At 39.3% G+C, this 23,374-nt stretch carries 23 protein-coding genes; 17 read left to right on the top strand and 6 right to left on the bottom strand.

The window, feature by feature from the left end; all coding sequences use genetic code 11:
* Positions 1–10: 10 nt before the first annotated feature.
* A complete protein-coding gene (fadA, locus tag ACYU0V_RS16855) occupies positions 11–1,183 on the bottom strand; it encodes an acetyl-CoA C-acyltransferase FadA (RefSeq protein WP_461848340.1) in 1,173 nt (390 codons plus the stop codon).
* 12 nt (positions 1,184–1,195) lie between these two features.
* Entirely contained in the window at positions 1,196–3,349 is a 2,154-nt protein-coding gene (gene fadB / locus ACYU0V_RS16850; RefSeq protein ID WP_002114932.1) for a fatty acid oxidation complex subunit alpha FadB, read from the bottom strand.
* A 368-nt stretch (positions 3,350–3,717) separates the two neighbouring features.
* Here fadB and ACYU0V_RS16845 point away from each other — a divergent pair, with 368 nt between their 5' ends.
* The 10 genes from ACYU0V_RS16845 to ACYU0V_RS16800 all read left to right on the top strand — a co-directional run bounded on the left by ACYU0V_RS16845 (position 3,718) and on the right by ACYU0V_RS16800 (position 13,075).
* Positions 3,718–4,737 carry a hypothetical protein gene (locus tag ACYU0V_RS16845; protein ID WP_461848338.1) on the top strand — a complete coding sequence of 340 codons (1,020 nt, stop codon included), beginning with the start codon at positions 3,718–3,720 and terminating at the stop codon, positions 4,735–4,737.
* A 189-nt stretch (positions 4,738–4,926) separates the two neighbouring features.
* A complete protein-coding gene (gene lpxO, locus ACYU0V_RS16840) occupies positions 4,927–5,841 on the top strand; it encodes a lipid A hydroxylase LpxO (protein WP_000598899.1) in 915 nt (304 codons plus the stop codon).
* 83 nt (positions 5,842–5,924) lie between these two features.
* Positions 5,925–6,050, top strand: coding sequence for a hypothetical protein (locus ACYU0V_RS16835; RefSeq protein WP_081309762.1), 126 nt, complete (start codon positions 5,925–5,927; stop codon positions 6,048–6,050).
* Positions 6,047–7,090 (top strand): DUF1311 domain-containing protein, encoded by a 1,044-nt coding sequence (locus tag ACYU0V_RS16830; protein ID WP_081309761.1) that lies wholly within the window; start codon positions 6,047–6,049, stop codon positions 7,088–7,090. The genes ACYU0V_RS16835 and ACYU0V_RS16830 overlap by 4 nt, the downstream gene beginning before the upstream one ends.
* Positions 7,091–7,399: 309 nt before the next feature.
* Positions 7,400–7,930, top strand: a complete 531-nt coding sequence (locus ACYU0V_RS16825; protein WP_025468489.1) for a peptidoglycan hydrolase — start codon at positions 7,400–7,402, stop codon at positions 7,928–7,930.
* A gap of 133 nt (positions 7,931–8,063) precedes the next feature.
* Positions 8,064–9,863: an excinuclease ABC subunit UvrC gene (gene uvrC / locus ACYU0V_RS16820; RefSeq protein ID WP_461849963.1), complete on the top strand. Its 1,800-nt coding sequence runs from the start codon at positions 8,064–8,066 to the stop codon at positions 9,861–9,863.
* Positions 9,864–9,984: 121 nt separating this feature from the next.
* A complete protein-coding gene (locus tag ACYU0V_RS16815) occupies positions 9,985–10,779 on the top strand; it encodes a thioesterase family protein (protein ID WP_461848332.1) in 795 nt (264 codons plus the stop codon).
* 118 nt (positions 10,780–10,897) lie between these two features.
* Positions 10,898–11,485, top strand: coding sequence for a CDP-diacylglycerol--glycerol-3-phosphate 3-phosphatidyltransferase (gene pgsA / locus ACYU0V_RS16810; protein WP_002114808.1), 588 nt, complete (start codon positions 10,898–10,900; stop codon positions 11,483–11,485).
* Positions 11,486–11,612: 127 nt separating this feature from the next.
* Entirely contained in the window at positions 11,613–12,467 is an 855-nt protein-coding gene (locus ACYU0V_RS16805; protein WP_199113776.1) for a methylated-DNA--[protein]-cysteine S-methyltransferase, read from the top strand.
* Positions 12,464–13,075, top strand: a complete 612-nt coding sequence (locus ACYU0V_RS16800; protein WP_005065844.1) for an alpha-ketoglutarate-dependent dioxygenase AlkB family protein — start codon at positions 12,464–12,466, stop codon at positions 13,073–13,075. Before ACYU0V_RS16805 ends, ACYU0V_RS16800 begins: the two co-directional genes overlap by 4 nt.
* A gap of 184 nt (positions 13,076–13,259) precedes the next feature.
* Here the strand turns inward: ACYU0V_RS16800 and ACYU0V_RS16795 are convergent, their stop codons facing one another.
* On the bottom strand, positions 13,260–14,033 hold the full coding sequence (locus tag ACYU0V_RS16795; protein WP_002114686.1) for an IclR family transcriptional regulator: 774 nt from the start codon (positions 14,031–14,033) through the stop codon (positions 13,260–13,262).
* 367 nt (positions 14,034–14,400) lie between these two features.
* On the opposite strand from ACYU0V_RS16795, the gene ACYU0V_RS16790 reads away from it, so the two are divergent.
* Genes ACYU0V_RS16790 through ACYU0V_RS16775 form a run of 4 tightly spaced genes read left to right on the top strand, consistent with a single transcriptional unit; the run spans position 14,401 to position 17,862 of the window.
* A complete protein-coding gene (locus ACYU0V_RS16790) occupies positions 14,401–14,532 on the top strand; it encodes a hypothetical protein (protein WP_002115031.1) in 132 nt (43 codons plus the stop codon).
* Positions 14,523–16,622 carry an FUSC family protein gene (locus ACYU0V_RS16785; RefSeq protein ID WP_461848329.1) on the top strand — a complete coding sequence of 700 codons (2,100 nt, stop codon included), beginning with the start codon at positions 14,523–14,525 and terminating at the stop codon, positions 16,620–16,622. Before ACYU0V_RS16790 ends, ACYU0V_RS16785 begins: the two co-directional genes overlap by 10 nt.
* A complete protein-coding gene (locus ACYU0V_RS16780) occupies positions 16,615–16,821 on the top strand; it encodes a DUF1656 domain-containing protein (protein WP_002115096.1) in 207 nt (68 codons plus the stop codon). The genes ACYU0V_RS16785 and ACYU0V_RS16780 overlap by 8 nt, the downstream gene beginning before the upstream one ends.
* Positions 16,822–16,860: 39 nt before the next feature.
* Positions 16,861–17,862, top strand: coding sequence for an HlyD family secretion protein (locus ACYU0V_RS16775; protein WP_311081392.1), 1,002 nt, complete (start codon positions 16,861–16,863; stop codon positions 17,860–17,862).
* 43 nt (positions 17,863–17,905) lie between these two features.
* Here the strand turns inward: ACYU0V_RS16775 and ruvX are convergent, their stop codons facing one another.
* The 3 genes from ruvX to recN all read right to left on the bottom strand — a co-directional run bounded on the left by ruvX (position 17,906) and on the right by recN (position 20,693).
* Positions 17,906–18,346, bottom strand: a complete 441-nt coding sequence (gene ruvX / locus ACYU0V_RS16770) for a Holliday junction resolvase RuvX (protein WP_002115066.1) — start codon at positions 18,344–18,346, stop codon at positions 17,906–17,908.
* The gene (locus ACYU0V_RS16765) at positions 18,346–18,900 is read right to left on the bottom strand and encodes a YqgE/AlgH family protein (protein WP_002114753.1); all 555 of its coding nucleotides are present in this window, start codon (positions 18,898–18,900) and stop codon (positions 18,346–18,348) included. The genes ruvX and ACYU0V_RS16765 overlap by 1 nt, the downstream gene beginning before the upstream one ends.
* A gap of 125 nt (positions 18,901–19,025) precedes the next feature.
* Complete coding sequence (recN, locus tag ACYU0V_RS16760) at positions 19,026–20,693, bottom strand: DNA repair protein RecN (RefSeq protein ID WP_461848326.1); 1,668 nt, start codon at positions 20,691–20,693, stop codon at positions 19,026–19,028.
* A 114-nt stretch (positions 20,694–20,807) separates the two neighbouring features.
* On the opposite strand from recN, the gene ACYU0V_RS16755 reads away from it, so the two are divergent.
* The 3 genes from ACYU0V_RS16755 (at position 20,808) to rlmB (ending at position 23,373) form a co-directional block, all read left to right on the top strand.
* A complete protein-coding gene (locus ACYU0V_RS16755; protein ID WP_461848324.1) occupies positions 20,808–22,118 on the top strand; it encodes a tetratricopeptide repeat protein in 1,311 nt (436 codons plus the stop codon).
* Positions 22,119–22,194: 76 nt separating this feature from the next.
* Positions 22,195–22,521, top strand: a complete 327-nt coding sequence (gene ppnP, locus ACYU0V_RS16750; protein WP_002115102.1) for a pyrimidine/purine nucleoside phosphorylase — start codon at positions 22,195–22,197, stop codon at positions 22,519–22,521.
* A 102-nt stretch (positions 22,522–22,623) separates the two neighbouring features.
* On the top strand, positions 22,624–23,373 hold the full coding sequence (gene rlmB / locus ACYU0V_RS16745) for a 23S rRNA (guanosine(2251)-2'-O)-methyltransferase RlmB (RefSeq protein ID WP_005079348.1): 750 nt from the start codon (positions 22,624–22,626) through the stop codon (positions 23,371–23,373).
* Position 23,374: the final 1 nt, after the last annotated feature.

The following is a 23,374-nucleotide window of genomic DNA, read 5'->3' as shown; positions in this document are numbered from 1 at the left end:
TTGGTGTTAATTAAACACGTTCGATAATCGTTGCAATACCTTGACCAAGGCCGATACACATAGTCGCAAGACCAATTTGAGTATCTTGTTGCTCCATTACGTTCAACAAAGTCGTTGTGATACGCGCACCAGAACAGCCTAGTGGGTGACCCAAAGCAATCGCACCACCATTTAAGTTAATGATGTTTTGCTTGTCGTAAATACCTAAGCCTTTCATTACTGATAAGCCTTGAGCAGCAAATGCTTCGTTTAACTCGATAGTTTGAATATCAGCCATCGTTAAACCAGCACGTTTAAGCGCTTTTTGAGTTGCTGGAACTGGACCGTAACCCATGATTGCTGCGTCACAGCCTGCAACCGCCATAGAGCGAATTACAGCGCGTGGTTTTAAACCTAACGCTTGTGCGCGTTCAGCAGACATAAGTAACATTGCAGAAGCACCATCAGATAAAGCTGAAGATGTAGCCGCAGTTACAGTACCGCCTTTCGGGTCAAATACAGGACGTAATGCTTTGAACGCTTCAAGGTTTGCATCTGGACGAATTACTTCATCGATGTCGCAAAGGATTTTAAAGCCATTTGCATCGTGGCCTTCAACACCAACGATTTCGTTTTTGAAACGACCTTCTTGAGTTGCAGCCCAAGCACGGCGGTGAGATTCAACACCAAAAGCGTCTTGCTCTTCACGGCTAATACCATTCATGCGACCTAACATTTCAGCAGTTAAGCCCATCATATTAGATGCTTTTGCATAGTGTTTAGATGCTTCTGGGTTTAAGTCGATGCCGTGCATCATACCTACGTGACCCATGTGCTCTACACCACCAATAATGAAAATATCACCTTGGTTTGTTGCAATCTGTGCAGCAGCAGTATGAAGCGCTTGCATAGAAGAACCACAAAGACGGTTTACTGTTTGACCAGCAACAGTTTTTGGTAAGTCAGCCAATAAGCCAATGTTACGGCCAATGTTCATACCTTGTTCTAGAGTCTGGTTTACACAACCCCAGATCAGGTCTTCAACTTCGTTTACATCAAACTGGTTACGAGCAACGAGTGCACGAACCAATTCAGCAGATAAGCTGTCAGCACGTACATTACGGAACATACCGTTTTTGGTTTTACCCATTGCAGAACGTACGCCATCAACGATGACAACGTCACGTGGATTTAAAGTAGCCATTCACGTTGCTCCTTAACCGTAGAATTTTTTGTTGTTAGCAGCCATGTCACGCAACATTTGTGGCGCTTCATAAGCCTTACCTAAGTGTGCATATTTGTCGCAAAGTGCAACGTATTCAGCAACACCTGTTTGGTCGATATAACGACATGGACCACCACGGAATGGAGGGAAACCTACACCCATAATCATTGCCATGTCTGCTTCAGCAGCAGTTGCAACAATGTTGTCTTCTAAGCAACGAACTGTTTCGTTACAGAAAGCAAGCATCATGCGGTCAATGATTTCTTGGTTATCAAACTCGCGTTTTTCACCAGTGACGAAAGGAGCAATGATTTCATATGCTGTTGGATCAACAGTTTTTGCTTTTTTGCCTTTCTTATCGAGTTCGTATTTGTAGAAACCAACGTCATTCTTTTGGCCAAGACGTTTAGCTTCGTACATTGCTTGGATTGAACCTTTGTAGTCTGGCTTCATACGGTCTGGGAAACCTTCAGCCATGACTTCTGCACCATGTACACCTGTGTCGATACCTACAACGTCGATGAGGTAAGCAGGACCCATTGGCCAGCCAAATTTCGACATTACATTGTCAACTTGTTGGAAGTCTGCGCCGTCTTTTACAAGAAGGTCGAACGCACCAAAGTAAGGGAACAATACACGGTTAACCAAGAATCCTGGGCAGTCGTTTACAACGATTGGTGTTTTACCCATTTTTTGAGCAAGAACAACAGTAGTTGCAATCGCTTCTTCAGAAGTCTTTTCACCACGAATCACTTCTACAAGCGGCATCATGTGAACTGGGTTGAAGAAGTGCATACCTACAAAGTTTTCAGGACGTTGTAATGCTTTTGCTAAACGTGTGATTGAAATCGTAGAAGTATTAGAAGCAATAATCGTATTTTCACGAACATTCTTCTCAGTATCCGCAAGTACCATTTCTTTTACTTTTGGATTTTCTGTAACTGCTTCGATCACGATATCAACTTCTTTAAACTCATCGTAGCTTAAAGTAGGACGGATACGTGCAAGGGTTTCACCCATTTGCGCAGGTTTCATTTTCTTGCGTTCAACTTGTTTAGTTAACAAGCTGTTCGCTTCTTTCATACCTAGAGCAAGTTGTGGGTTACCAATATCTTTCATAATAATTGGTGTGCCTTTGCTTGCCGCTTGGTAAGCAATACCACCACCCATGATACCAGCGCCAAGTACAGCTGCTTGGTTTACAGGGTGTGCACCTTTTTCATATTTTTTAGCAGTTTTCTTAACAACTTGGTCATTGAGGAATAAACCAATCAATGCACCAGCTTGTGGTGTAATCGCAGCTTTTGCAAAACCTTCAGCTTCAGCTTTTAATGCTTCGTCACGCGCAAGGCTTGCACCCGCTTGTAATGAATCAAGTAATAGTTTTGGAGCAGGGTATTGAGCAGGGTTTGCTTTAGCAAGCACTGCACCTTTTGCAGTATTGAACGCCATCATTTGTTCAAGCGGGTTCAATTTTACAGCTTCAAGCTTTTCTTGACGTTTTGCTTTCCAGTTTAAACGACCAGAAATTGCTTGCTTAACCAAGTCAGTTGCAGCTTCAAGTAATTTATCAGCAGCTACAACCGCATCTACAGCACCATCTTTTAGAGCAGCAGCCGGTTTTTTAGGAGCAGCCATCGCCATCCATTCAACCGCGTTGTCGATACCGATCAGACGGCTTAAACGTACGCTACCACCGAAACCTGGGTAAATACCAAGTTTAATTTCCGGTAAGCCCACTTGTGCAGCTTCTGACATCACACGATAGTCACAAACTAAACACATTTCAAAACCGCCACCTAACGCCATACCGTTAATAGCAACTACTTTTGGAATCTCTAAATCTTCAAAGCTATTGAAGATTTCGTGAACAGGCATAAGCCAGTCAACAATCGCTTTTTCGCCTTGTGCGAAGTTTTCACCAAACTCGGTAATGTCTGCCCCAACAATAAATGTCGATTTGCCTGAGGTAACAACTAAGCCTTTAATATCATTATTTGCTTTTACCGCAGCAATAGCAGCTTGGAAATCTTCAATTGTTGCACGGTTAAATTTATTGACCGACTCACCTTGTAAGTCAAAGCGGAATTCTGCAATTCCGTCCGAAAGCATTTGGACGGTAATGGCATTGCCAGCGTGGATCATGCCTGATCTCCTTAGTTTTGGAGGACTTCTAAGTTGATGTTATGAAGCGTGTGCACATCTTAGGTACACATTTATGCTTCGCTAATCTTACGATAACTATATCTAAAAAAAACCTGACAAGTTGTATCAAGCCGTGACGCAAGGGTCATCAATTATTTTTAAATAATTTTTTTAATCTATATTTATGAAAAATATATTTTTAATTGTAAAAGCTTCTTGTTAAGAAGGGACAAGATAAAGTTAGAAAATGTAGTAGACAATTAATAAATTATTTTTGGTCTAGTAATAAAAATTAATATTTTGTGTGAATTATTAGACAGACAGTATTGTCTATTTTTTTATCTTTGGATAAACTTTGTGTTATAAAAATGTTCAATAAAGTATCTATTATGTTAAAAAATAAATTTATGATTTTGGCCATCCTTCCTTTTATGTTGAGTGCATGTGGAGGCGGTGGTTCTAGTGATAATAATTCTGCAAATAACACAGCAGTAGAGTCGAATGATTCAATTAAAAATGGATCACGATACTATGAGGTAAATTATCAAGTACTTGGAGAAAATAATGATAGCTTATCAATAAGTTATTATGAGATTAATAATAAACGTATTTATGGAGTAGATAGCAATCAACCCCTGAATCGATATATTGTGACGCAAAATCATTTATATACCCCTCAAGATAAGTTCACTTCAATAATTGACGTAAAATCAATGGATGAGTGGACTTTGAATGTTATAGATAATATTAAAACTGATTGGAAGCTTGAAAAAGTTAATCTAGCGGGGAAAAATATTTTTGACACAGTATTGCCAGGTTTTAGAAAATATGGATTTGATACAAATAATCCATATTTTACAGCTAGAAAGTTTTTAAGTTCATACGGACAAGATACTTTTCCTGCAGGTAGTACTTGTTATCGTTTGTCTTCCATCAAAAATAACCAAGAGTTTATAAATTTTAATACAAACAATCCTCTAGATTATTCTTTTGATCTCATACATGAAGACAATCTTCTAACTGCGCAGGGCTTTCAAACAGTTGCTCCTGATCTAGCAATAGTGAACAAACAAGGGCAGTTTATGGGAATAGATTGGACTACTTTGTATAGTACGAAAACTGGAGCAGAGTTAGATGGGTTTTCAGTGATTCAATATAATGGACAAGTTTTTGATGACGTTAGTTATAATGGTGTTCAGGAGCAGACCCGTACAGCACAGATACAATTTCTTAAAGATATAATATCTTCGAATTTATTGTCTGAAAATTCTGAAGCATTAAGAGAAATCAGATTTGATCTTGAAAATTTAGATAAAGGTTGTTTTTTATACAATCAAACTGCTGTCAACAAGCTTGAAAGTCTTAAGTTAATCAATTGGAATCAATAAATTATTTCTTTGTTTCAAAAGTTGCTAATTTTCTAGTAAATTAGCAACTACTATTACATATTCTGGTGAAAGATATAGTCACTAGCAGTAATGAAAGTAAAATCAGTATAATAAATATAGACAATGTGTTGAAGCCTTTACTACACAACACTATTTTTTAATTTTATTACTAAATTCGAGCAAAGATACATGATTAAGTGGATCATATTAGCGATTTTTGTGATATCAGCATTGTATATCCAACATCGCGGCAAAGTGCGTCACTCGTTTTATCGTCAATTTTTTGACCATTCAACCTTGCTCGCACCGATTAACTTTTTAATGTACATCTTTTCAAAGGTGCCGAATCAACCTTATATCGATACACAGCATTTTAAAGATTTAAAAGTGCTGGATGAAAATTGGGAAATGATTCGAGATGAAGCGAAAGCTTTATATGACCAAGGTGGGATTAAAGCTTCAAGTACCTATAACGATTTAGGTTTTAACTCATTTTTTAAAACAGGTTGGAAGCGTTTTTACCTCAAATGGTATGAATCGAGTCATCCATCTGCTGCTGAACTTTGCCCAAAAACTACAGCACTTCTTAAAACATTGCCGACAATTAAAGCAGCAATGTTTACCGAGCTTGCACCTGACAGCCGTTTGGTAAGACACCGTGATCCGTATGCAGGTTCTTTGCGTTATCACTTAGGTCTAATTACACCAAATGATGATCGTTGTTTTATTGACGTCGATGGCGAAAGATATTCTTGGCGTGATGGTCAAAGTGTTGTGTTTGATGAAACTTATATTCACTATGCTGAAAATAAGACTGATCAAAACCGTATTATTTTCTTTGCAGACGTTGAACGTCCAATGAAAGTAAAATGGATGGAGCGTTTCAACCATTGGTTTGGTCGTAATGTGATGACTGCGGCAAGTTCACCGAATGAAACAGGCGATCAAACAGGTGGCTTAAATAAAGCTTTTGGTTATGTTTACCAAATTCGTATTAAAGCTAAGGCTTTAAAAGCTAAGAACCGTAAGTTGTATTACTTCTTAAAATGGTTCCTCATGCTTGGGATTTTCTTCCTGATTTTTGTTCGACCATATGTATTTTAATAAAAGCGCCCGAAAGGGCGTTTTTTATTTTGATTATTTAAATAATTTGCATTTATTTTATGCATTTAAAAAAGATTATTAGCATGAATAGTACTTTATTTAAAATTTTAGGTGAATTTTATATTGATTATTGGGATGATAATACAACTGGTAAATATATACCTTTCTTGTACTTAATAAATTTAAAAATTTGCGTGGAATATAAATGAATACGGTGATGAAACAAGCTTTAGTAATAACTACATTCAGTGCAGCAGTAATATTGACTGGATGTGATAAATCTAAGCCAGAGCCAAAATCAAAAACAGAAAAAGTTGAGATAGTTTCGGATTGGAGTTGTACACACCCTGAAAATTTAAAACAGATTCAGACTTCTTTAAAAAAAGAATATTTGAAGCAAATTGAACGTAGCTTAAGACAAAGTCAATATCAGGTTGATGCAGATATTCTTAATAAAATTAATCAAGGTTTGAAGTTTGAAATTAAAAATATCCGCACTTTACCATTAGAAGATGAAAGTCAAAAAAATACACAATTAAGTTGTGAAAGCCAATTGGTCATTTCACTGCCGAAAGGTTTACAAAAACGTGCGGAAAAAGCATATATTGAAGAGTTGCGTCATTCTGATGAAGAATCGCAGACGCTCAATGACTATTTTTCGGATAATGAATCATCTTTGACTCTTGAAAATGATCAATTGAAAGGTGACTTCTTCTATAACATTACAAAAACAGATAAAGAGGGTTTGGTGTTTGACTTGCCAACTCAAAATAGTGTGATTGAAGGATTGGTTTTTGTTGCCACTAAAGCTGTGCAATATGCAGCCTATGTTAAAGAAAATGAGTTGATTGAAGAAAATATTGAAGAAAATCAGCAAATATCTGAACAAAATAATGAAGAGCAGACTGCTTTGGCTCAGGAAGCCATGGATGTTCGTAAAAAAGAATTGGATAGTGACAAAGCGAAGCAAGTGGAACGCTTAAATCAGTCTTGGGACAAATTGAGTGCTGAGAAAAAAACTCAATTTAAACAAGATCAATCGGATTGGTTTAAAAAACGTGATGTTGAATGTAAGGTGCTTGCACAAAAGACTGTAGATGAAATTCCTGAAAAAGACTTAGAAACTTACCAAAAGCAATCCGATTATTGGACTGCTGACATGCGTAAGCAAAACCAAGACATGCAATATACACAGTGCTTTACTCAAAAAACGATAGAGCGAACGGTTTATTTAAATAATTTAAATTAATCCTAAAACTCTTTATAAATGCTTGGCCAGTCGTATTGAAAGGAATGCGATTAACCAACTACGGGCAAATACTCTACTTTTACAAGTAGGGGTTTAAGCTCAGTAATTGAATTTCATTTGTAATGTATATTTATATAAATATTAAAGCGCCCGAAAGGGCGTTTTTTTATGAGATAGAGTATGTAATAACTTTTGTGATCTATTTCACAGTGCTGGCAATTTGTTACAACTATTAAAAGCCAAAGGCCAATTTTGATTCTACAATGGCGCGGTTTTTTCGAAGACTGGTCAGCGGAAGTAGGTTTTAAAATGGCTCATGCTCATCACGCAGCTCATGCACATGTTCATCATATCGAAGAGAGAAAAGAAGAAAGTTCTCAAGGCGATTTAAAAACAAAAGTGATGTTAAGACAAGCAGCTTCGACAACTGAAAAATCTAATCGATCTAGAACTCAAAATCATAAAACTGAAGATCAAAATATTAATCTGCATAAGTTTTCAAGTAAGCTCGAAAGTATCTCTGCCAACCATAGTAAAGAGAAATGTGCCAAAAATATCCGTATTGCTCTACAAGCGGCTGGAGCAGATGTGTCAAAGCATCCTGTAGCTGCTTCTGATTGGGGGCAAACGCTAGAAAAGAATGGTTATAAGAAAATTAAACCTGCTTTCAACCGTCCACAAGAAGGTGATATTTACATTATTGAGCGAACTAGTGGCCACACCTATGGTCATATTGCAGGCTATACGGGCAATGGTTGGTTCTCGGATTTTCGTCAAAAAACCTATGCGGTCTACAAAGAAAAAGACGTTAAATATAGTTACTATCGTCTAGATTCTTAAGCAAGTACGACACAGTCTGTTGGGTCATATCTAAATCCCTTTCCAAATTTATGTTCTGGCACAGTAAAGCACTTGAAAAGTAAGGATGAAAACATCACATTAGTTATTCAGTATTAAGCCATGCATGCCAATAGTGAATCAAAACGCTCGTCCTCATATTGAAAAAATTTTAGCCAACATGACCCAGCTTCCAGGTGTTTATAAAATGCTAGGGAAGGAGGGTGAATTGTTATATGTCGGTAAAGCAAAAAATCTAAAAAATCGGGTGTCGAGTTATTTTGTTAAAACGATTGAGCATCCTAAAACACAAGCTTTAGTTGCGCGAATTTATGATATTGAAACTTTGGTTACTCGTTCAGAAACCGAAGCTTTACTCTTAGAACAAAACTTAATTAAACAACACCGCCCGCCTTATAACATTATGCTGCGGGACGATAAGTCTTATGTCTATATTTTTGTTTCGGCTGATAAGCCTTATCCTCGACTTGCCAGTGGGCGTGGTAAAGGTAAGCACCAAATTGGTAAGTTTTTTGGCCCGTACCCAAGTGCCTATAGTGCACGCGATACGTTACTGGTTCTGCAAAAACTTTTTAATGTGCGTCAGTGCGAAAATAGTTATTTTTCACAGCGCAAGCGTCCATGTTTGCAATATCAAATCAAGCGATGTTCAGCCCCTTGTGTAGGTCTGATTTCACCAGAAGATTATAAAGAAGACGTTAATAATAGTATTCGCTTTTTGCAAGGTGATACCAAAGAGCTTAATCAAGAGCTTATTGCCAAAATGGAACAAGCAGCGACTGAGCTTGAATTTGAAAAAGCTGTTTTTTACCGTGATCGATTGTCTTTACTGCGTGAAGTTCAAGCACAACAAGCCGTGTTTAAAGTCAAAGGCGAAGCGGATATTCTGGCAATTGCATATCAGGCAGGTGTGACATGCGTGCAAATAATGTATGTACGCAATGGGCGAATGCTGGGTGGAAAAAGTTATTTCCCAGACATGCTTGGTGATGATCTTGGGCAAATGCTCAGTGACTTTATGGCGAATTTTTACTTTCAGGTTGCAGATGAAGTTCCCAATGAGCTTATCGTAAATATTGCTTTGCCTGACTGCAAAGAATTAGAAGAAGCATTGGCACAGCAGTTTGGCAAAAAAGTTCAGATTAAGAATAATGTTCGAGAAACTCGTGCCGAGTGGCTGGAGCTAGCCGAAATGAACGTTCAACATGCCATTAAGGGGCAGTTGAGTAATCATTTAGAACTTAATGAGCGTTTCCATCAGTTAGAGCAAGTAGTGGGAAGACCTGTCGATCGTATTGAGTGTTTTGATATTAGTCATACCATGGGGGAAGCCCCAATTGCCTCATGTGTTGTGTTTGATCAAGGGGGCGCTCGTAAGCGTGACTATCGCCAATTTGCGATTCAAGACATTACAGCAGGCGATGACTATGCTGCTATGCGTCAAGCTTTAACACGACGTTATAAAAAGGCCATATTGCCTGATTTGCTGTTGATTGATGGTGGTAAAGGCCAGCTCCATATGGCAATGGAAGTCATGCAAGAGCTTGGGCTGGACGCTTTTATGCTAGGTGTATCTAAAGGTGAAGGGCGTAAACCTGGACTTGAAACTCTGCATTTTACCGATGGCACAAAAATCCAGTTACCGGAAGACCATAAGGCATTGCATTTAATTCAGCAGGTGCGTGATGAGGCCCATCGTTTTGCGATTACCAAGCATCGTGCTAAACGTGACAAACGTCGAAGTACCTCAGTTTTAGAAGCAATTCCAGGGTTAGGGCCAAAGCGCCGTCGAGATTTATTAACCCATTTTGGTGGGATTCAAGGTGTTTTAAAAGCATCTGAAAAAGAGCTTACCCTTGTGCCTGGTTTTGGTGAAATGATGGCAAGAACGATTTATAAAATTCTGCATGAATAACGATAGGTTTCTATGCCGAGTGACCAAATAGTTGGCATATAAGTAGAAGAATGATCATTCACATTCCCTTTAAAATGATGAAAGATGTTTCATCAAGAGTCGGAGTGCTTTAGGGAAGTGAATGTCATTACTGCAATTGTTTGAAGAAATAAAGCAAAAGGAATCGATTGAAATACCTGAAGGGTGGTTACAAGGACGAACTGTTTTTGGTGGTCTTGTTGCTGGACTACTTATGCAAAAAGCTTGCTGCAATATTCAAGATCCAAATAAAAGATTATTAAGTTGTAGTGTTACTTTCGTGGGCCCTGTACAGCAGGGACCTGCCCAATTGACTATTGAAATTTTAAGAGAAGGAAAGTCGGTCACTACACTTGAAACACGTTTATGGCAAGATGGGGCGGTACAAACGATTTTGGTCGCAAGCTTTGGTGTGCCTCGTGCATCGAATATTGAAGTGCGACATGAGCCTATCGTTCCAGTTTATAGGCAACCTGAAGAGTTGCAACCTATTCCTTTTGCTAGACAAATGCCAGAATGCTATCAACATTTTGATGTATGCTGGGCGGAAGGTCATTATCCTGTTACAGGAAGTCAGTATGCTGACTTTGGAGGATGGTCAAGGTTTAATCCCGATAAGCATGAAAATCGTCAAATGACTTTGCCAGATTTAATTGTTTTGATGGATATTTGGCCGCCTGGTGTATTGCCGATGTTTAAGCAAGTTGCTCCTGCAAGTTCTTTAACTTGGCACATTACCTATGTCCATCCGTTCCAACATCAATTGTGTGACTGGTTTAAATATAAAGTGGTAACTGAATATGCAGGTGAAGGTTATTCCACAGAATATGCCCATCTTTGGGACCAAAATGATCATTTAATTGCAATTTTACGGCAAACTGTTACGGTATTTACCTAAGCAGTCCACTTCCTCGATTCATATATTTCGTATAAAGTGGCTGTTACAGATAGATACAATATTGAAGAAAGTATTTTTGTCTGTTACAAGATGCATGAAGACTTAATTGGCGGTGTTTATGACCACAGGGCGAATCCTGAATATCCCAAATATCCTAACATTAGCGCGTATCGCGCTTATTCCTGTATTTTTGGTGATCGCGTATTGGCCGCCTGCAATGGGTATTGGTGAGCATGAAGGTAGTATGAGTCGTCATATTATCTTGACGGCTATTTTTGTGTTTGCTGCTATTACCGATTGGTTTGATGGCTATTTGGCACGAACTTTAAACCAGACTTCAGCATTTGGCCGTTTTCTAGATCCAGTTGCAGATAAGCTCATGGTGGCGGCTGCACTGATTGTTTTAGTGCAGTGGAATCCAACCATTTCAATGGCTTTTGCAGCAATTGTGATTATTTCACGTGAAATTACAGTTTCTGCTTTACGTGAATGGATGGCAGAACTTGGCGCACGAACCAGTGTGGCAGTATCGACTGTAGGTAAATATAAAACAGCCTTTCAAATGATTGCGATTAGTGTGTTCTTACTCAATTGGCAGCCATTAGAAATGCTTGCCTATGCTTTGTTATATACGGCGGTCATTTTAACTTTATGGTCAATGTTTATTTACCTCAAAGCGGCTTGGCCTTATTTAAAGCAGCCTTAAGTGCATATTGAATGATGAAGCCTTTCTACAATGAAAGGCTTTTTTTATTTTTAAAGAGTGCAAGAATCGGGTCGTCATGGGGCTTTAGCTACTTTAATGTAAGATATAAGTGCTAAGGAGGTGACACATGCAAATGCTTTCTTCTCGGCAATTTGCTGTAATTGCCAATGTAATTGAATATTTATATGAACATCTAGACCAGCAACCGAGTCTGGACGATGTTGCGAGCCATATGAATTTAAGTTCAGGTTATATTCAACGCCAGTTTCAAGAATGGGTAGGGATTAGCCCGAAAAAATTTGTGCAATATATGAGTTTGCAACAGGCTAAATATTATCTGATGCAACACCGGAGTTTATTGGAAACCGCTTTAAATACGGGTTTATCTGGCACAGGACGTTTACATGATCTGTTTATTCAGCTTGAAGGGATGACGCCTGGGGAATATAAACAAAAGGGCGAAGGCGTTATTCTTAATTATTCGGTTGAGACAAGTCCCTTCGGTGAGTTGTTGGTGGTCAGTAGTGAAAAAGGCATATGTTCTATAAGGTTTACCGAAACTCACGCCAATATTGAACAACTCATTAAGCAGTACTTTCCGAAAGCTCAATTGAAAAATCAGTCACCGATTTGGCATCAACAAATTGCAAAGTGGTTTGAACAGGATTTTTCAGAACACTTACAGCAGAAACTTCCTCTTAATTTGGCTGGAACTCCATTTCAGCTACAAGTATGGGAAGCCTTGCTCACCATTCCAGAAGGGCAACTTCGGACTTACCAAGATATTGCAGAGCAAATTGGGAAGCCTAAAGCAGTCAGAGCCGTTGCTACTGCAATTGGACAAAATCCGATTGCATATCTGATTCCTTGCCATCGAGTGATCCGTGCCACAGGGATGGTCGGAGAATATCATTGGCAAAAGGGGCGTAAATTGGCATTGTTAGCTTGGGAGATGTCAAAGCAACATGGAGAGACCGTATGACCTTGGATTTATTTTCTCCAGAGCCTTGTGAGAATTTATTACCCTACGATGGTGAAGTTCAGGACTATGGTTGTATTTTAAGCCCTGAAGAAGCTGAACAATATTTTGATTATCTTTACCAACACCTCGCATGGAAACATGACGAGGCTAAGTTGTATGGCAAGCACTTTATTACAGCTCGAAAAGTTGCATGGTATGGAGATGACTACTATCAATATAAATATTCGGGTGTCGCACGTGATTCTTTACCGTGGGACAAAGCACTCGCTAAATTAAAACAACAGGTAGAGCAAATACTTTCAGAAAAATTTAATTCTTGTTTGGCAAATCTTTATGAAGATGGAACCCAAGGAATGGCTTGGCACAGTGACTCGGATGTTTCTTTGGCAAGAACCACCACAATCGCTTCTTTAAGCTTTGGTGCTACTCGTAAATTTTCTTTTAGACATATTCAAAGTAAAGAGAAAATTGAATTGTGGCTACAGCCAGGCCAACTCATTGTGATGCGTGGTGAGACTCAACAATATTGGCAACACCGTTTAAATCGCTCAACAAAGATTTTACAACCACGTATTAATCTTACTTTTCGGCAATTTAAGTTTTTATAAAAATAAGACAAGAAAAAAGCCCATGATGGCAGCATGAGCTTATTCCTCTGAGGGGGATGCTTCTACTGATGAGCTGCTGATGAAAAGAATCATCAATAGGAGCTAAAATCATAATATGAGAATATTGTGAGATATTCAATGTTTTAAAGTGTAAGAAAAGTTTAAATTATCATAAGGTGGGGTTTTAGATTTCACCTTTTTCAGATAATTCCATAAAACGTTGTTCAATAAGTGCTGCATTTTCTTGCAAAATTTCGATGAGCTTTTCAACATTTAAAAAATCAAAACGATTTTTAGAGGCAACTAAAGTCAAAGCTAAAGGTACTTCTTTGTTTGAAAAACGAACAGGAACCGCTAGACCTGAAACATTTGGGTCAATCTCACCTTGTGAGAAATAGAACCCTTGTTTTTTAATTTTACGCATACGCTGAATAAAGCTCGGTTCATCTTCAGCAAAACCTGATTGTTTTAATTCTTGCTGGTAACGGTGGTAGTAGTCTTGCATGCGTTGTTTACTTAAATGCGAAACCATTGTTTTTGGAGATGATCCAACGTAAATCGGTCTTGGGCAGCCTCGGCCATATGAAAGTAGCTCAGTGTCTTTAAATATTTCATGATGTATGTCAATGCAATAGTCATCATTTAAATAGGTAAGCAAACAGCACAGTTCAGTACGCTCTACAATATTTCGCATAAACGGTGTGCTGATCTGAACGAGTGGGTCGGTTGTTCTAGATATATAGTCAAGAACTGCAATTTTTGAGCCTAAGGTATAATCGCCAGAGGTTCCATTAATGCGTTTTAATAGATCAGCTGATACTAGCTCTTTGAGGTAACGGTAACTCGTTGGTTTGGACAAGCCAAGTTCTTCGCAAATAATATCGACATTAATGATTGGACGCGAAACCGAAAATAGGTCCAGTACGGTTAAAATTTTGCCAAAACTTGAAATTGCCATAGTGTCTTGTTCGTATCCTTTAACAACGAGTCATCTTTGAGTTTTTATAACAGAAAAAAAGAAGATTTGTCTCAATTCTAAAATAAATGCCTGATTTGAGTATTTTACTCTGACAAAGAGAAAACTTCTCTTGGCTTATACATCATATACGATAATTAAAAAATATATCAAATTATCAAATAGAGATATTTTAGTTGACTAAATCGCTTTATTTTGAAAAAATTGCCAAACAAAATATCTAATCGAGAAATTGATCGGTTCCAGATTGATTTCTTGATACCTCTTCTTTCCAAAGCTTGGCCGTTTAAATGGCGCCCAAACTGAAATCATTTCGGCCAATCAGGCGAGATGTGGAAAAATCATTGTATTGAAGGATGCTCCTCATATCATTTGCTTTGAGGCAAATGGCAAAGTTGTGTTGTCTTTAGAAAGACAATCAAATATTGAAGGGCATGCTCATCAGTTCAAATCTGTATTTGAGATGAGTTCATGTTATTAAAGCAAATACTGGCGTTTCGCCCGAGTAGGCTTGATCTGATCTTTGCCTTAAAAACATTTATTGCCGGAATGTTGGCACTATTTGTTTCGTTTGAATTAGATCTGATTAACCCGATGTGGTCGATTGGTACGGTCCTGATTATTGCCAATCCATATTCAGGAATGGTGTCTTCTAAATGTGTCTATCGAGTGGTAGGGACAATTGGCGGAGCTGTGATTGCCTTAACTCTAACACCGCATTTAATTAATACACCTTGGATATTTACCGTGGTGTTGTCGTTGTGGGTGGGTTTTGCGCTTTATGTGTCGTTACTCGATCGTACTCCACGTAGTTATGCTTTTATGCTGGCCGGTTACTCGACAGCCATGATCGTCTTCAATGCGATTACCTATATTGATCAATACAATATATTCGATATTGCTTTAGCTCGGGTCATAGAAATTTCGATTGGTGTGATTTCAAGTGCAGTGGTTTCTGCCACGATTCTTCCAATGCATATTGGCTCGGCAATTAAACAGCGGGTGATAAAAACCCTAAAAGATACAGAGAATCTGTTTGCTAATTTATTAAATACAGATTCGCAGCAGAACAATACTCAGCTCTTGGCTGCCATTACTCGCGACACCACAGATATTCATGCTTTGGCAGTACATTTGAGCTATGAAAAGGGTGAGCTGCATGGTATGACCAAACCCTTGCAGGAAATGCTTCATCAAATCTCAATGGTGGTCGCTAATCTAGTCGCTTTATCTGAGCGTATTAAGCAGCTTCAAGAACTTCGATTTATCGAGACTCATGCAGAAAAACTGCAACAACTTTCAGCTCATGTTGTACAGTTTTTAGAGCAAAAAGATCTGATTATTGATGAAAATATTTTGCAGTTACCTGATGAATTTGAAAGTGATTTTGCAAGTTTGATGGAGTCGGCTTCTACACACCAACAAGTTTTGGTTGCAGCCATGAAAATGGATGTGCGCCATTTCATTAGCAATGTTTTAGCGGTTAAAGTCTTGTGGCAGCGAATTCAGGAAGGTAATAAAGAAATTCCTGACAACATTACCCCAATGACGACCAAATATCCAAGTTTGCACCGTGATCATGGTGTGGCGATACGAGGCGGTATTAGTGCAGTCCTTATTACATTTATTGTGACTGGAGTCTGGATTGTTTCGGGGTGGAAAGCTGGATTTATGATGGCACAGATGGGTGCAGTAACCGCCTGTATTTTAACGGCCTTAGATAACCCGGTTCCGGTTCTGCGTATTTTTATCTGGGGCAGTATAGCTTCAGCAGTTTTAGTCTTCGTTTATGCATTTGGTATTTTCCCGCATGTCACAACTTTTTGGGAACTTGGACTGGTTTTATTACCGATGTTCTTATTCGCAGTGTCTATGATGGCTAACCAGATGCTGATGCCAGTAGGTATGGTGTTGGGTATTAATACCATGATGGGACTAAACCTGCACAATGCTTATAGCATGGATGCGGTGTCTTATCTTGATAGTTCATTTGCCATGATCTTAGGTGTTTTAGTGTCTTTGATTGTCATTGACGTTGTTCGTGCCATGTCACCAGATACAAGTGCAAGCCGTATTTTAGCCTTGCATTATCGCGCCATGCGACAAGCGATCTATCTGCCATATGGTCTTGATTTTAAGGTTCATCTACGCAGTATGCTAGATCGGATTGGGATTCTAAACAGCAAAATGGTGCAATCAGACGAGATTAAAACTTCAATTCATCAGGCTCTGATTGAGTCGAGTAGTATTGTTGATTTAAGCCGATTGCAAGAGTTAGCCAATCAGTTTCCTCAAGCATCTGAACTCACTCAGCATATTGGCGATTTGCAACAAAATCTGGATGAGTTGTTTAGAGCTAAAGAAAACGATGAAAATGATACGACCGCTTTAGTAGAGCGAATCTACCGAGCGTTATTTGAATTAAAACAGCTTGCTTCAAATGTTGAAGATATGACTATGCGACAAAGACTACTCATTTCACTGAACAATATTGCTTATAGCATGTGCCACGTTTCATCAGAGCAAATGAATGAAAACAGCACCCTGAGAGGAGCCACAGCAAATGGGTGAGTTTAATGTTTATGGTATTTATGTGCCTTCTTTGCTCGTTCAAGCACTCTTGGCATATATCTGTTTCCGTGGGTTAAGTCCTTTAACAAATAAGCTGATTGCACAAGGCTGGATTGCATTACCTAGTATTTTTAATTTGTGTTTTTACCTCTTATTACTTTTGGTAATACATCAAATTTTTGTTGGGGTCGGTGCGTAGAGATGTTTGCGAAATTAAAGATTGAGTTAGGTGAGTGAAATGAATCAGGTGGATTTGAAAAAAGTCATCCGTCCAGTAATTTTGATTGTCGCATTAATGGTGGCGGTCTATACCATTGTGCATTTATGGAATTACTATAACGCGGCGCCGTGGACGCGTGATGGTCGAGTTCGTGGTGACGTTATTCAAGTATCTTCGGATGTCGCGGGGCTTGTGACAGAAGTATTGGTTCAAGATAACCAGACTGTAAAAAAAGGTCAGGTGCTCTTTAAAATTGATGTTTCTCGCCGAGCTTTAGATGTAGAGCAGGCTAAATCTGATTTAGCAAAAGCAAATGCAGCTTTTGCCCAAGCGCAAGCTGGTTTAGCACAAGCAAAAGCGAACCTGATTAAATCAGATACGAATATTAAACTAGCCGAGAAAAACGCAAGCCGCTATTCAAACCTCATGGATGGCGCTATCTCTAAACAAGAACAAGATCAAGTTTTCGCAACACGTGATCAATCTCACGCTGAACATGAGCAACTCCAAGCTGCTATTCAACAAGCGGAAGCAACTGTTAAACAACAACAGGCTCTGATTGAGGCGGCAACGAGCAATTTGCATTTGGCCGAGCTTAATATGCATCGTGCTGCGGTAATTGCTCCAGCTGATGGTACTTTATCTAACTTTGATATGCGCCCAGGTAACTATGTTCAAGTTGGGCAGGCTGTTGCGGCATTACTTGACCGTAAACAACTTTACGTTGTGGGTTATTTTGAAGAGACGAAGTTAAACCGTATTCATGTCGGCGATCAGGCCAGTGTACAGTTAATGGGTGATAGCCAGAAAATTAAAGGCCATGTACAAGGTATTGCATCGGGTATCGAAGATCGTGAACGCTCAAGCAGTTCTAAACTTCTTGCCAATGTAAATCCAACGTTCAGTTGGGTTCGTTTAGCGCAGCGTGTGCCTGTGAAAATCGTATTGGATGAGACACCAAAGAACCAGCTTGCTTTTGTCTCTGGACGTACGGCAACTGTACATATTATCGAGAACTAAAACGAGAAATAAAAAAGGAAGGCTTTAGCCTTCCTTTTTTATTTTACGGTGTTAAACCGACCGGATTTCGATACCAACTCTGAATGAGTAAGGCGGCTGCAAAACTATCTGCCGAAAGTTTTTTTGCTCGACCTTGCTCTTGGTAGAAACCGAGTTCTTCTCGTGCTTCACGTGTAGTTAGACGCTCATCTACCATTAATGTTTCAATATTGGTTTGATGGCGTAAACGTCTCGCAAATTTGCGGGCACGTGTAGAAAGTTCTGACTCGCTATCATCCATATTCAGAGGCAAACCAACCAAAAATAGATCAGGTTGCCATTCTTTCACGATTTTTAAGAGCTGATCCCAGTTTGGAATTCCATCTTTCATCACAAATAGAGGGAGGGGATTGGCACTTTCAATTGAAGACTGGCCAATCGCCATTCCCATTTTTTGAGTACCAAAGTCAAAAGCCATAATCGATTTTGATTGTGTTTCGGTCATTAAGCATGTCCGATTTCAGATGCTAACCATGCACGATCTACACCGATTTTTTTATAGGCTGCATCCCAACGATCGTCATAAGGCAGGTTAAAAATCAGATCCATATCGGCATCACAAATGAGCCAGTCACCGCGCGTAATTTCATCTTCTAACTGGTTTTTACCCCAGCTCGCATAACCTAAAGCAATTTGATATCGGCCGACACCTTCATTGTGGGCAATCGCATCAAGAATATCTTTACTGGTGGTAATACAAACATTTTCACCTACAGCGATAGATGAGTGCCATGTCGGTTGTCCAGTATGAAGAACGAATCCAGCCTCGGGACGTAATGGGCCACCTTGTAAAACCACATGTGGATTTACATTGTCTGCTTCAATGTCGAGATCATTGAGTAATTCTTTAATTTGAATGCCGGAAGGGCGGTTAATAATAATGCCTTGAGCACCTTCTTCATCATGACGGGCAAGATAAATTACAGTGTTTGCGAAAAAGTCATCTGCCATTTCTGGCGGGGCAATCAGACAACGGTGAGTCAGATATTGTTTGGTCACCTAAGCGGTTCTCCCTCAAAAAATGTCACTAGAGGGTCTCTCGACCCTTTTATCTATATAGGTTCTTTTTATCAACATACAAGAGTTAATCGGTTTTCGCCAATCTTTTTCTCTCATTTTCTTTATTAATTTGAAGAAGCCTGAAATTTAAGTTGGCGTAATTGTTTTGCGTGTTGCAAGGTTGTTTCATTAATTTCAACACCGCCTGACATGCGTGCTAACTCAGAAATAATTTGATTTTCATCAAGTTGTACAATGGTACTGCTTGCTGGATCAGTTTGCTGTTTCTTCACTAATAAATGCTGATCTGACTGAGCAGCAACTTGTGCTTGGTGAGTAATACATAAAAGTTGAACATGTTGGGCTAAGTCAGCAAGTAAACGTCCCACAACTTCTGCTGTACCACCACTAATCCCGACATCAATTTCATCAAATACTAACACTTCTGCTTCGGTTTTTTCAGCGTTCATCACTTGCATGACAAGTGCAATACGTGAAAGTTCGCCACCTGAAGCGACGCGTGCTAATGGTTGTGGAGGAATACCCTTATTGGCAGTAAATAATAGCTGAATAAAGCTTAAGCCTTCAGCGGTAGGTTGCTCTAATGGTTCAAACTTAAACTCAAAATGTGCTTCTGGTAGTGCTAAAGGTTTGACTTGTTCGGTTAATTGTTTAGCAAGTGGAGCAGCAGCTTCACGACGAATGTTGTCTAAATGCTGAGCTTTCTCTAAGAACTCTTCATGCGACTTTTCAACTTGTTCTGCCAATGTTTCTGGGTCTTCAAGTTGATGTAATTGCTCAAGCTCACTTTGCCAAGCTTCATATTCTTCTTTAAGTGTTTCTGGTTGAGTGCGGTATTTACGTGCCAGACGGTGGAAAACTTCCAACTTGGAATTTAGTTCTTCCATTCGCTCTGGATCAAAACTTTGACGATCAATAAATTGACGCAAGTTTGCCGTTGCATCATCTATTTCACTTTGAGCATTCAGTAGAGAATTATAAATCTCGGAAAGTTGTTCGCTGCGGCCCGCGTGGGATTCTAATCTACGAATAATCGAAGACATTTCTTGAGTAATGTTTTGCTCAGCTTCATCAAGCACATTTAGGCTATAGCTACAATCTTGCATGATATGTTCATGATGACTGAGGCGATCGAACTCTTGCTCAATTTCTTTATAGTCAGTTTGAATGACCTCTTCGAGTTCTTCAATTTGATGCTCTAAAGTACCAATACGTTGTAGGCGGGTTGCTTGTGCATCTAAGGCTGCTTGATGCAAACGAATGGTACGATGCCATGTGCTATAAGCTTCACGTACATCATTTGCTTCAGCATAAAAATTATTATAACGGTCTAGCCAATGCTTTGGATAAGGCGGTTCAAGCAGCTGCTGCTGGCTGTGCTGACTATAGAGTTGAACCAGCAAGCGACCTAATTCTTTGAGTTCAGATAGACTGCTCGGGCGTCCATTAACCCATGCTTTGCTGCGTCCGGTTGCGAAAATAACACGACGTAAATGAATTTCCCCAGAATCATCATCTAGCTCGTGGTCTTGGAGCCATTTTGCTTCAGGACTATTATTTTGATAGGTAAAAACAGCGGTAATATCCGCTTTGTCCGAACCATAACGGACATAATTTGTATCTGTACGTTCCCCTAGGCAGGCAGAGAGTGCATCCAGTAATAATGATTTTCCGGCACCTGTTTCGCCTGTTAGAACATTAAATCCTTGTTCTATATCAATAGCCAAATGATCAGCTAATGCAAAATTAATTAAAGTTAAATGTGTGAGCATAAACGCATCCAACGCGCCAAATTATGGGTTAAAGATAGAGAAGTTTTGAATTTGCTACAAGTGATCTATTATTCTAACTGAAATTATAGAACAGCAAGATTGCGGATATTTACAATGAAAAAAACATTAAGCTTACCGAAACCACCAATAGGGATGATCAACCGCCATAAAAAAAACAATCCTGCGGAAATGAATAAAATTTTAAATCAGCATTTTAATGCATTTAAAAAGGCAGCAGCACAAGGGGATTATGCCAAAGCTTATCAACATGTTAAACAAGCTGTTAATTTGGTTCCCAAGCATGCTGGCGCCTTATCAGATTTAGCTTATACCGAATTACGCTTAGGTCGCTATAACGATGCCTATCAACATTATTTACAAGCGATTCAAGCAAGTGGAGCTAATGTAAATACAAACTTATATGATGGACTCACAGAAGTTTGTCATCATTTAAAGAAAAAAGAAGAAACAATCAAATTTGGACGCTTGGCAATTGCAACCAAAAAAGAACTAGCGAAAAGCGAACCTGTTTTGGCAATTCCAGATCAGGTACCACCAGCATTTAGTGCAAACCCTCAAGAAAATATTATTGCTTTTTCTTTGTTTGGGGCAAACCCTCGCTATTGTGAAACCTCTATTTTAAATATTCAGTTAGCCAAACAAATTTATCCTGAATGGACGTGTCGCTTTTATGTCGATGATACTGTGCCAGTACTGGTGCAACAGCGTTTAAAAGAGAAGGGCGCGCAAGTTATTCAGGTTACAGATTCTCAAAAACAGCTATCTGGTTTGTTTTGGCGCTTTTTGGTGATGGATGATCCGACAATTATGCGTTTTCTGATACGTGATGCCGACTCCATTGTCTCGCACCGCGAAAAAGCAGCTGTAGATGCTTGGCTCAAGAGTGATAAATGGTTTCACTTAATGCGAGATAATTATTCTCATACCGAGTTAATTTTGGCGGGAATGTGGGGTGGATGTACGGGGATTTTTCATAATATTGAAGCACATATCAGGGATTATGTTGCCACCGGACGTTATCTAGATAATCGGGTGATGGATCAGCATTATTTGCGCTACTGTATTTGGCCGACTTTAAAACAAAGTGTGCTTATACACGATAGCCAGCAATTCGATTCAGATGCTATCGATTTTCCAGCTTATGATCTGGCGTTAATGCAAAACGACAGCGAAAATTTTCATGTAGGAATGAATGACGGTTCACCGGTAGTTGCTACAGCAGTTGCCCATCCAACTGCACAGAGAGTGTGTTGGGTACTTCTAGATGAAAATCAGGTCGAAGTTTGCAGATACGATGCAATTGTGTCGAATAGTCGAAATATTGAGATTAACTTACCTTATGCTTTTGCCAAAAAAATTCAGGCACAGCAGTGGAAATTACAAGTCTATCCGTATGAAAACTGATTGATTAGTTATTTAGGCACAATTAAACTACATTCATCATAATTTATATAAATACGGCATTATCTGGAGAGTGTGCATGAGTTCAACCCAATTTGATCATGTAACGGTCATCAAAAAATCAAACGTTTATTTTGGTGGAGCATGTATCAGCCATACCGTGCAATTTGAAGATGGAACAAAAAAAACACTAGGTGTTATTTTGCCGACTGAGCAAGCTTTAACTTTTGAAACCCATGTTCCTGAGCGTATGGAAATTATTTCAGGTGAATGCCGTGTAACAATCGCGGACAGTAATGAAAGTGAGTTGTTCCGTGCAGGCCAATCATTTTATGTGCCTGGTAATAGTCTTTTTAAAATCGAAACTGATGAAGTGCTCGATTATGTGTGCCATTTAGAAGGCTAAGAAATTCCTATTCAAATCGGGTACACTATGCCCAAAGAAATCCTGTGAAGTTGGCTTTGCAGGATTTTTATTTTTTTGCTCAAACGTTGTTAGAGGTCATGCATGGCAAAACCGGAATATTATTATGGCGTTCATTCAGTGGAGTCATTGTTAGAACTTGAACCGGAACGTGTGCTAACCCTGTTTACTTTAAAAGGACGGGATGACCAGCGTTTGCAAAAGATTTTGCAATTGGCAGAGCCTTTTGGAATTAGTGTACAAAAAGCAAGCCGTGATAGTCTCGAAAAGCTTGCAGGTCTACCGTTTCATCAAGGTGTGGTTGCAGCAGTACGTCCGCATCCGACTTTAAATGAAAAAGATCTAGATCAGATCTTGGCTGAAACCCCAGATGCTTTATTGCTGGCATTAGATCAGGTGACAGACCCGCATAACTTAGGGGCTTGCATCCGTACCGCTGCTGCAATGGGCGTGCAAGCAGTGATTGTACCTCGTGATCGTTCGGCAAGTTTAACCCCAACAGCTCGTAAAGTTGCAGCGGGTGGAGCTGAAAAAGTTAAATTCATTCAAGTAACAAATTTGGCTCGTACATTAGCCCATCTCAAAGAGACGACTCATACACGTGTGATTGGCACTATGCTTGATGAAAGTGCAATGCCAATTCAAAAATGTGATTTCTCTGGCCCAGTCGTGATCGTAATGGGAGCCGAAGATACAGGTTTACGCCCAATTACACAGGCACAGTGTGATCATAAAGTTTATATTCCGATGTCTGGAAATTTACAGAGTCTAAATGTGAGCGTGGCAACAGGTATGGCACTTTATGAGGCTTGCCGTCAGCGTTCTGAGGTATAAT

This window comes from Acinetobacter sp. X9, assembly GCF_054889255.1.
This window is presented reverse-complemented; position numbering and strand designations above follow the sequence as displayed.

Bases quoted from the DNA above. Each gene is read 5' to 3' on its own strand.
- fadA (WP_461848340.1), bottom strand. From the start codon at position 1,183: ATGGCTACTTTAAATCCACGTGACGTTGTCATCGTTGATGGCGTACGT.
- fadB (WP_002114932.1), bottom strand. From the start codon at position 3,349: ATGATCCACGCTGGCAATGCCATTACCGTCCAAATGCTTTCGGACGGA.
- ACYU0V_RS16845 (WP_461848338.1), top strand. From the start codon at position 3,718: ATGTTCAATAAAGTATCTATTATGTTAAAAAATAAATTTATGATTTTG.
- lpxO (WP_000598899.1), top strand. From the start codon at position 4,927: ATGATTAAGTGGATCATATTAGCGATTTTTGTGATATCAGCATTGTAT.
- ACYU0V_RS16835 (WP_081309762.1), top strand. From the start codon at position 5,925: ATGAATAGTACTTTATTTAAAATTTTAGGTGAATTTTATATTGATTAT.
- ACYU0V_RS16830 (WP_081309761.1), top strand. From the start codon at position 6,047: ATGAATACGGTGATGAAACAAGCTTTAGTAATAACTACATTCAGTGCA.
- ACYU0V_RS16825 (WP_025468489.1), top strand. From the start codon at position 7,400: ATGGCTCATGCTCATCACGCAGCTCATGCACATGTTCATCATATCGAA.
- ACYU0V_RS16815 (WP_461848332.1), top strand. From the start codon at position 9,985: ATGTCATTACTGCAATTGTTTGAAGAAATAAAGCAAAAGGAATCGATT.
- pgsA (WP_002114808.1), top strand. From the start codon at position 10,898: ATGACCACAGGGCGAATCCTGAATATCCCAAATATCCTAACATTAGCG.
- ACYU0V_RS16805 (WP_199113776.1), top strand. From the start codon at position 11,613: ATGCAAATGCTTTCTTCTCGGCAATTTGCTGTAATTGCCAATGTAATT.
- ACYU0V_RS16800 (WP_005065844.1), top strand. From the start codon at position 12,464: ATGACCTTGGATTTATTTTCTCCAGAGCCTTGTGAGAATTTATTACCC.
- ACYU0V_RS16795 (WP_002114686.1), bottom strand. From the start codon at position 14,033: ATGGCAATTTCAAGTTTTGGCAAAATTTTAACCGTACTGGACCTATTT.
- ACYU0V_RS16785 (WP_461848329.1), top strand. From the start codon at position 14,523: ATGTTATTAAAGCAAATACTGGCGTTTCGCCCGAGTAGGCTTGATCTG.
- ACYU0V_RS16780 (WP_002115096.1), top strand. From the start codon at position 16,615: ATGGGTGAGTTTAATGTTTATGGTATTTATGTGCCTTCTTTGCTCGTT.
- ACYU0V_RS16775 (WP_311081392.1), top strand. From the start codon at position 16,861: ATGAATCAGGTGGATTTGAAAAAAGTCATCCGTCCAGTAATTTTGATT.
- ruvX (WP_002115066.1), bottom strand. From the start codon at position 18,346: ATGACCGAAACACAATCAAAATCGATTATGGCTTTTGACTTTGGTACT.
- recN (WP_461848326.1), bottom strand. From the start codon at position 20,693: ATGCTCACACATTTAACTTTAATTAATTTTGCATTAGCTGATCATTTG.
- ACYU0V_RS16755 (WP_461848324.1), top strand. From the start codon at position 20,808: ATGAAAAAAACATTAAGCTTACCGAAACCACCAATAGGGATGATCAAC.
- ppnP (WP_002115102.1), top strand. From the start codon at position 22,195: ATGAGTTCAACCCAATTTGATCATGTAACGGTCATCAAAAAATCAAAC.
- rlmB (WP_005079348.1), top strand. From the start codon at position 22,624: ATGGCAAAACCGGAATATTATTATGGCGTTCATTCAGTGGAGTCATTG.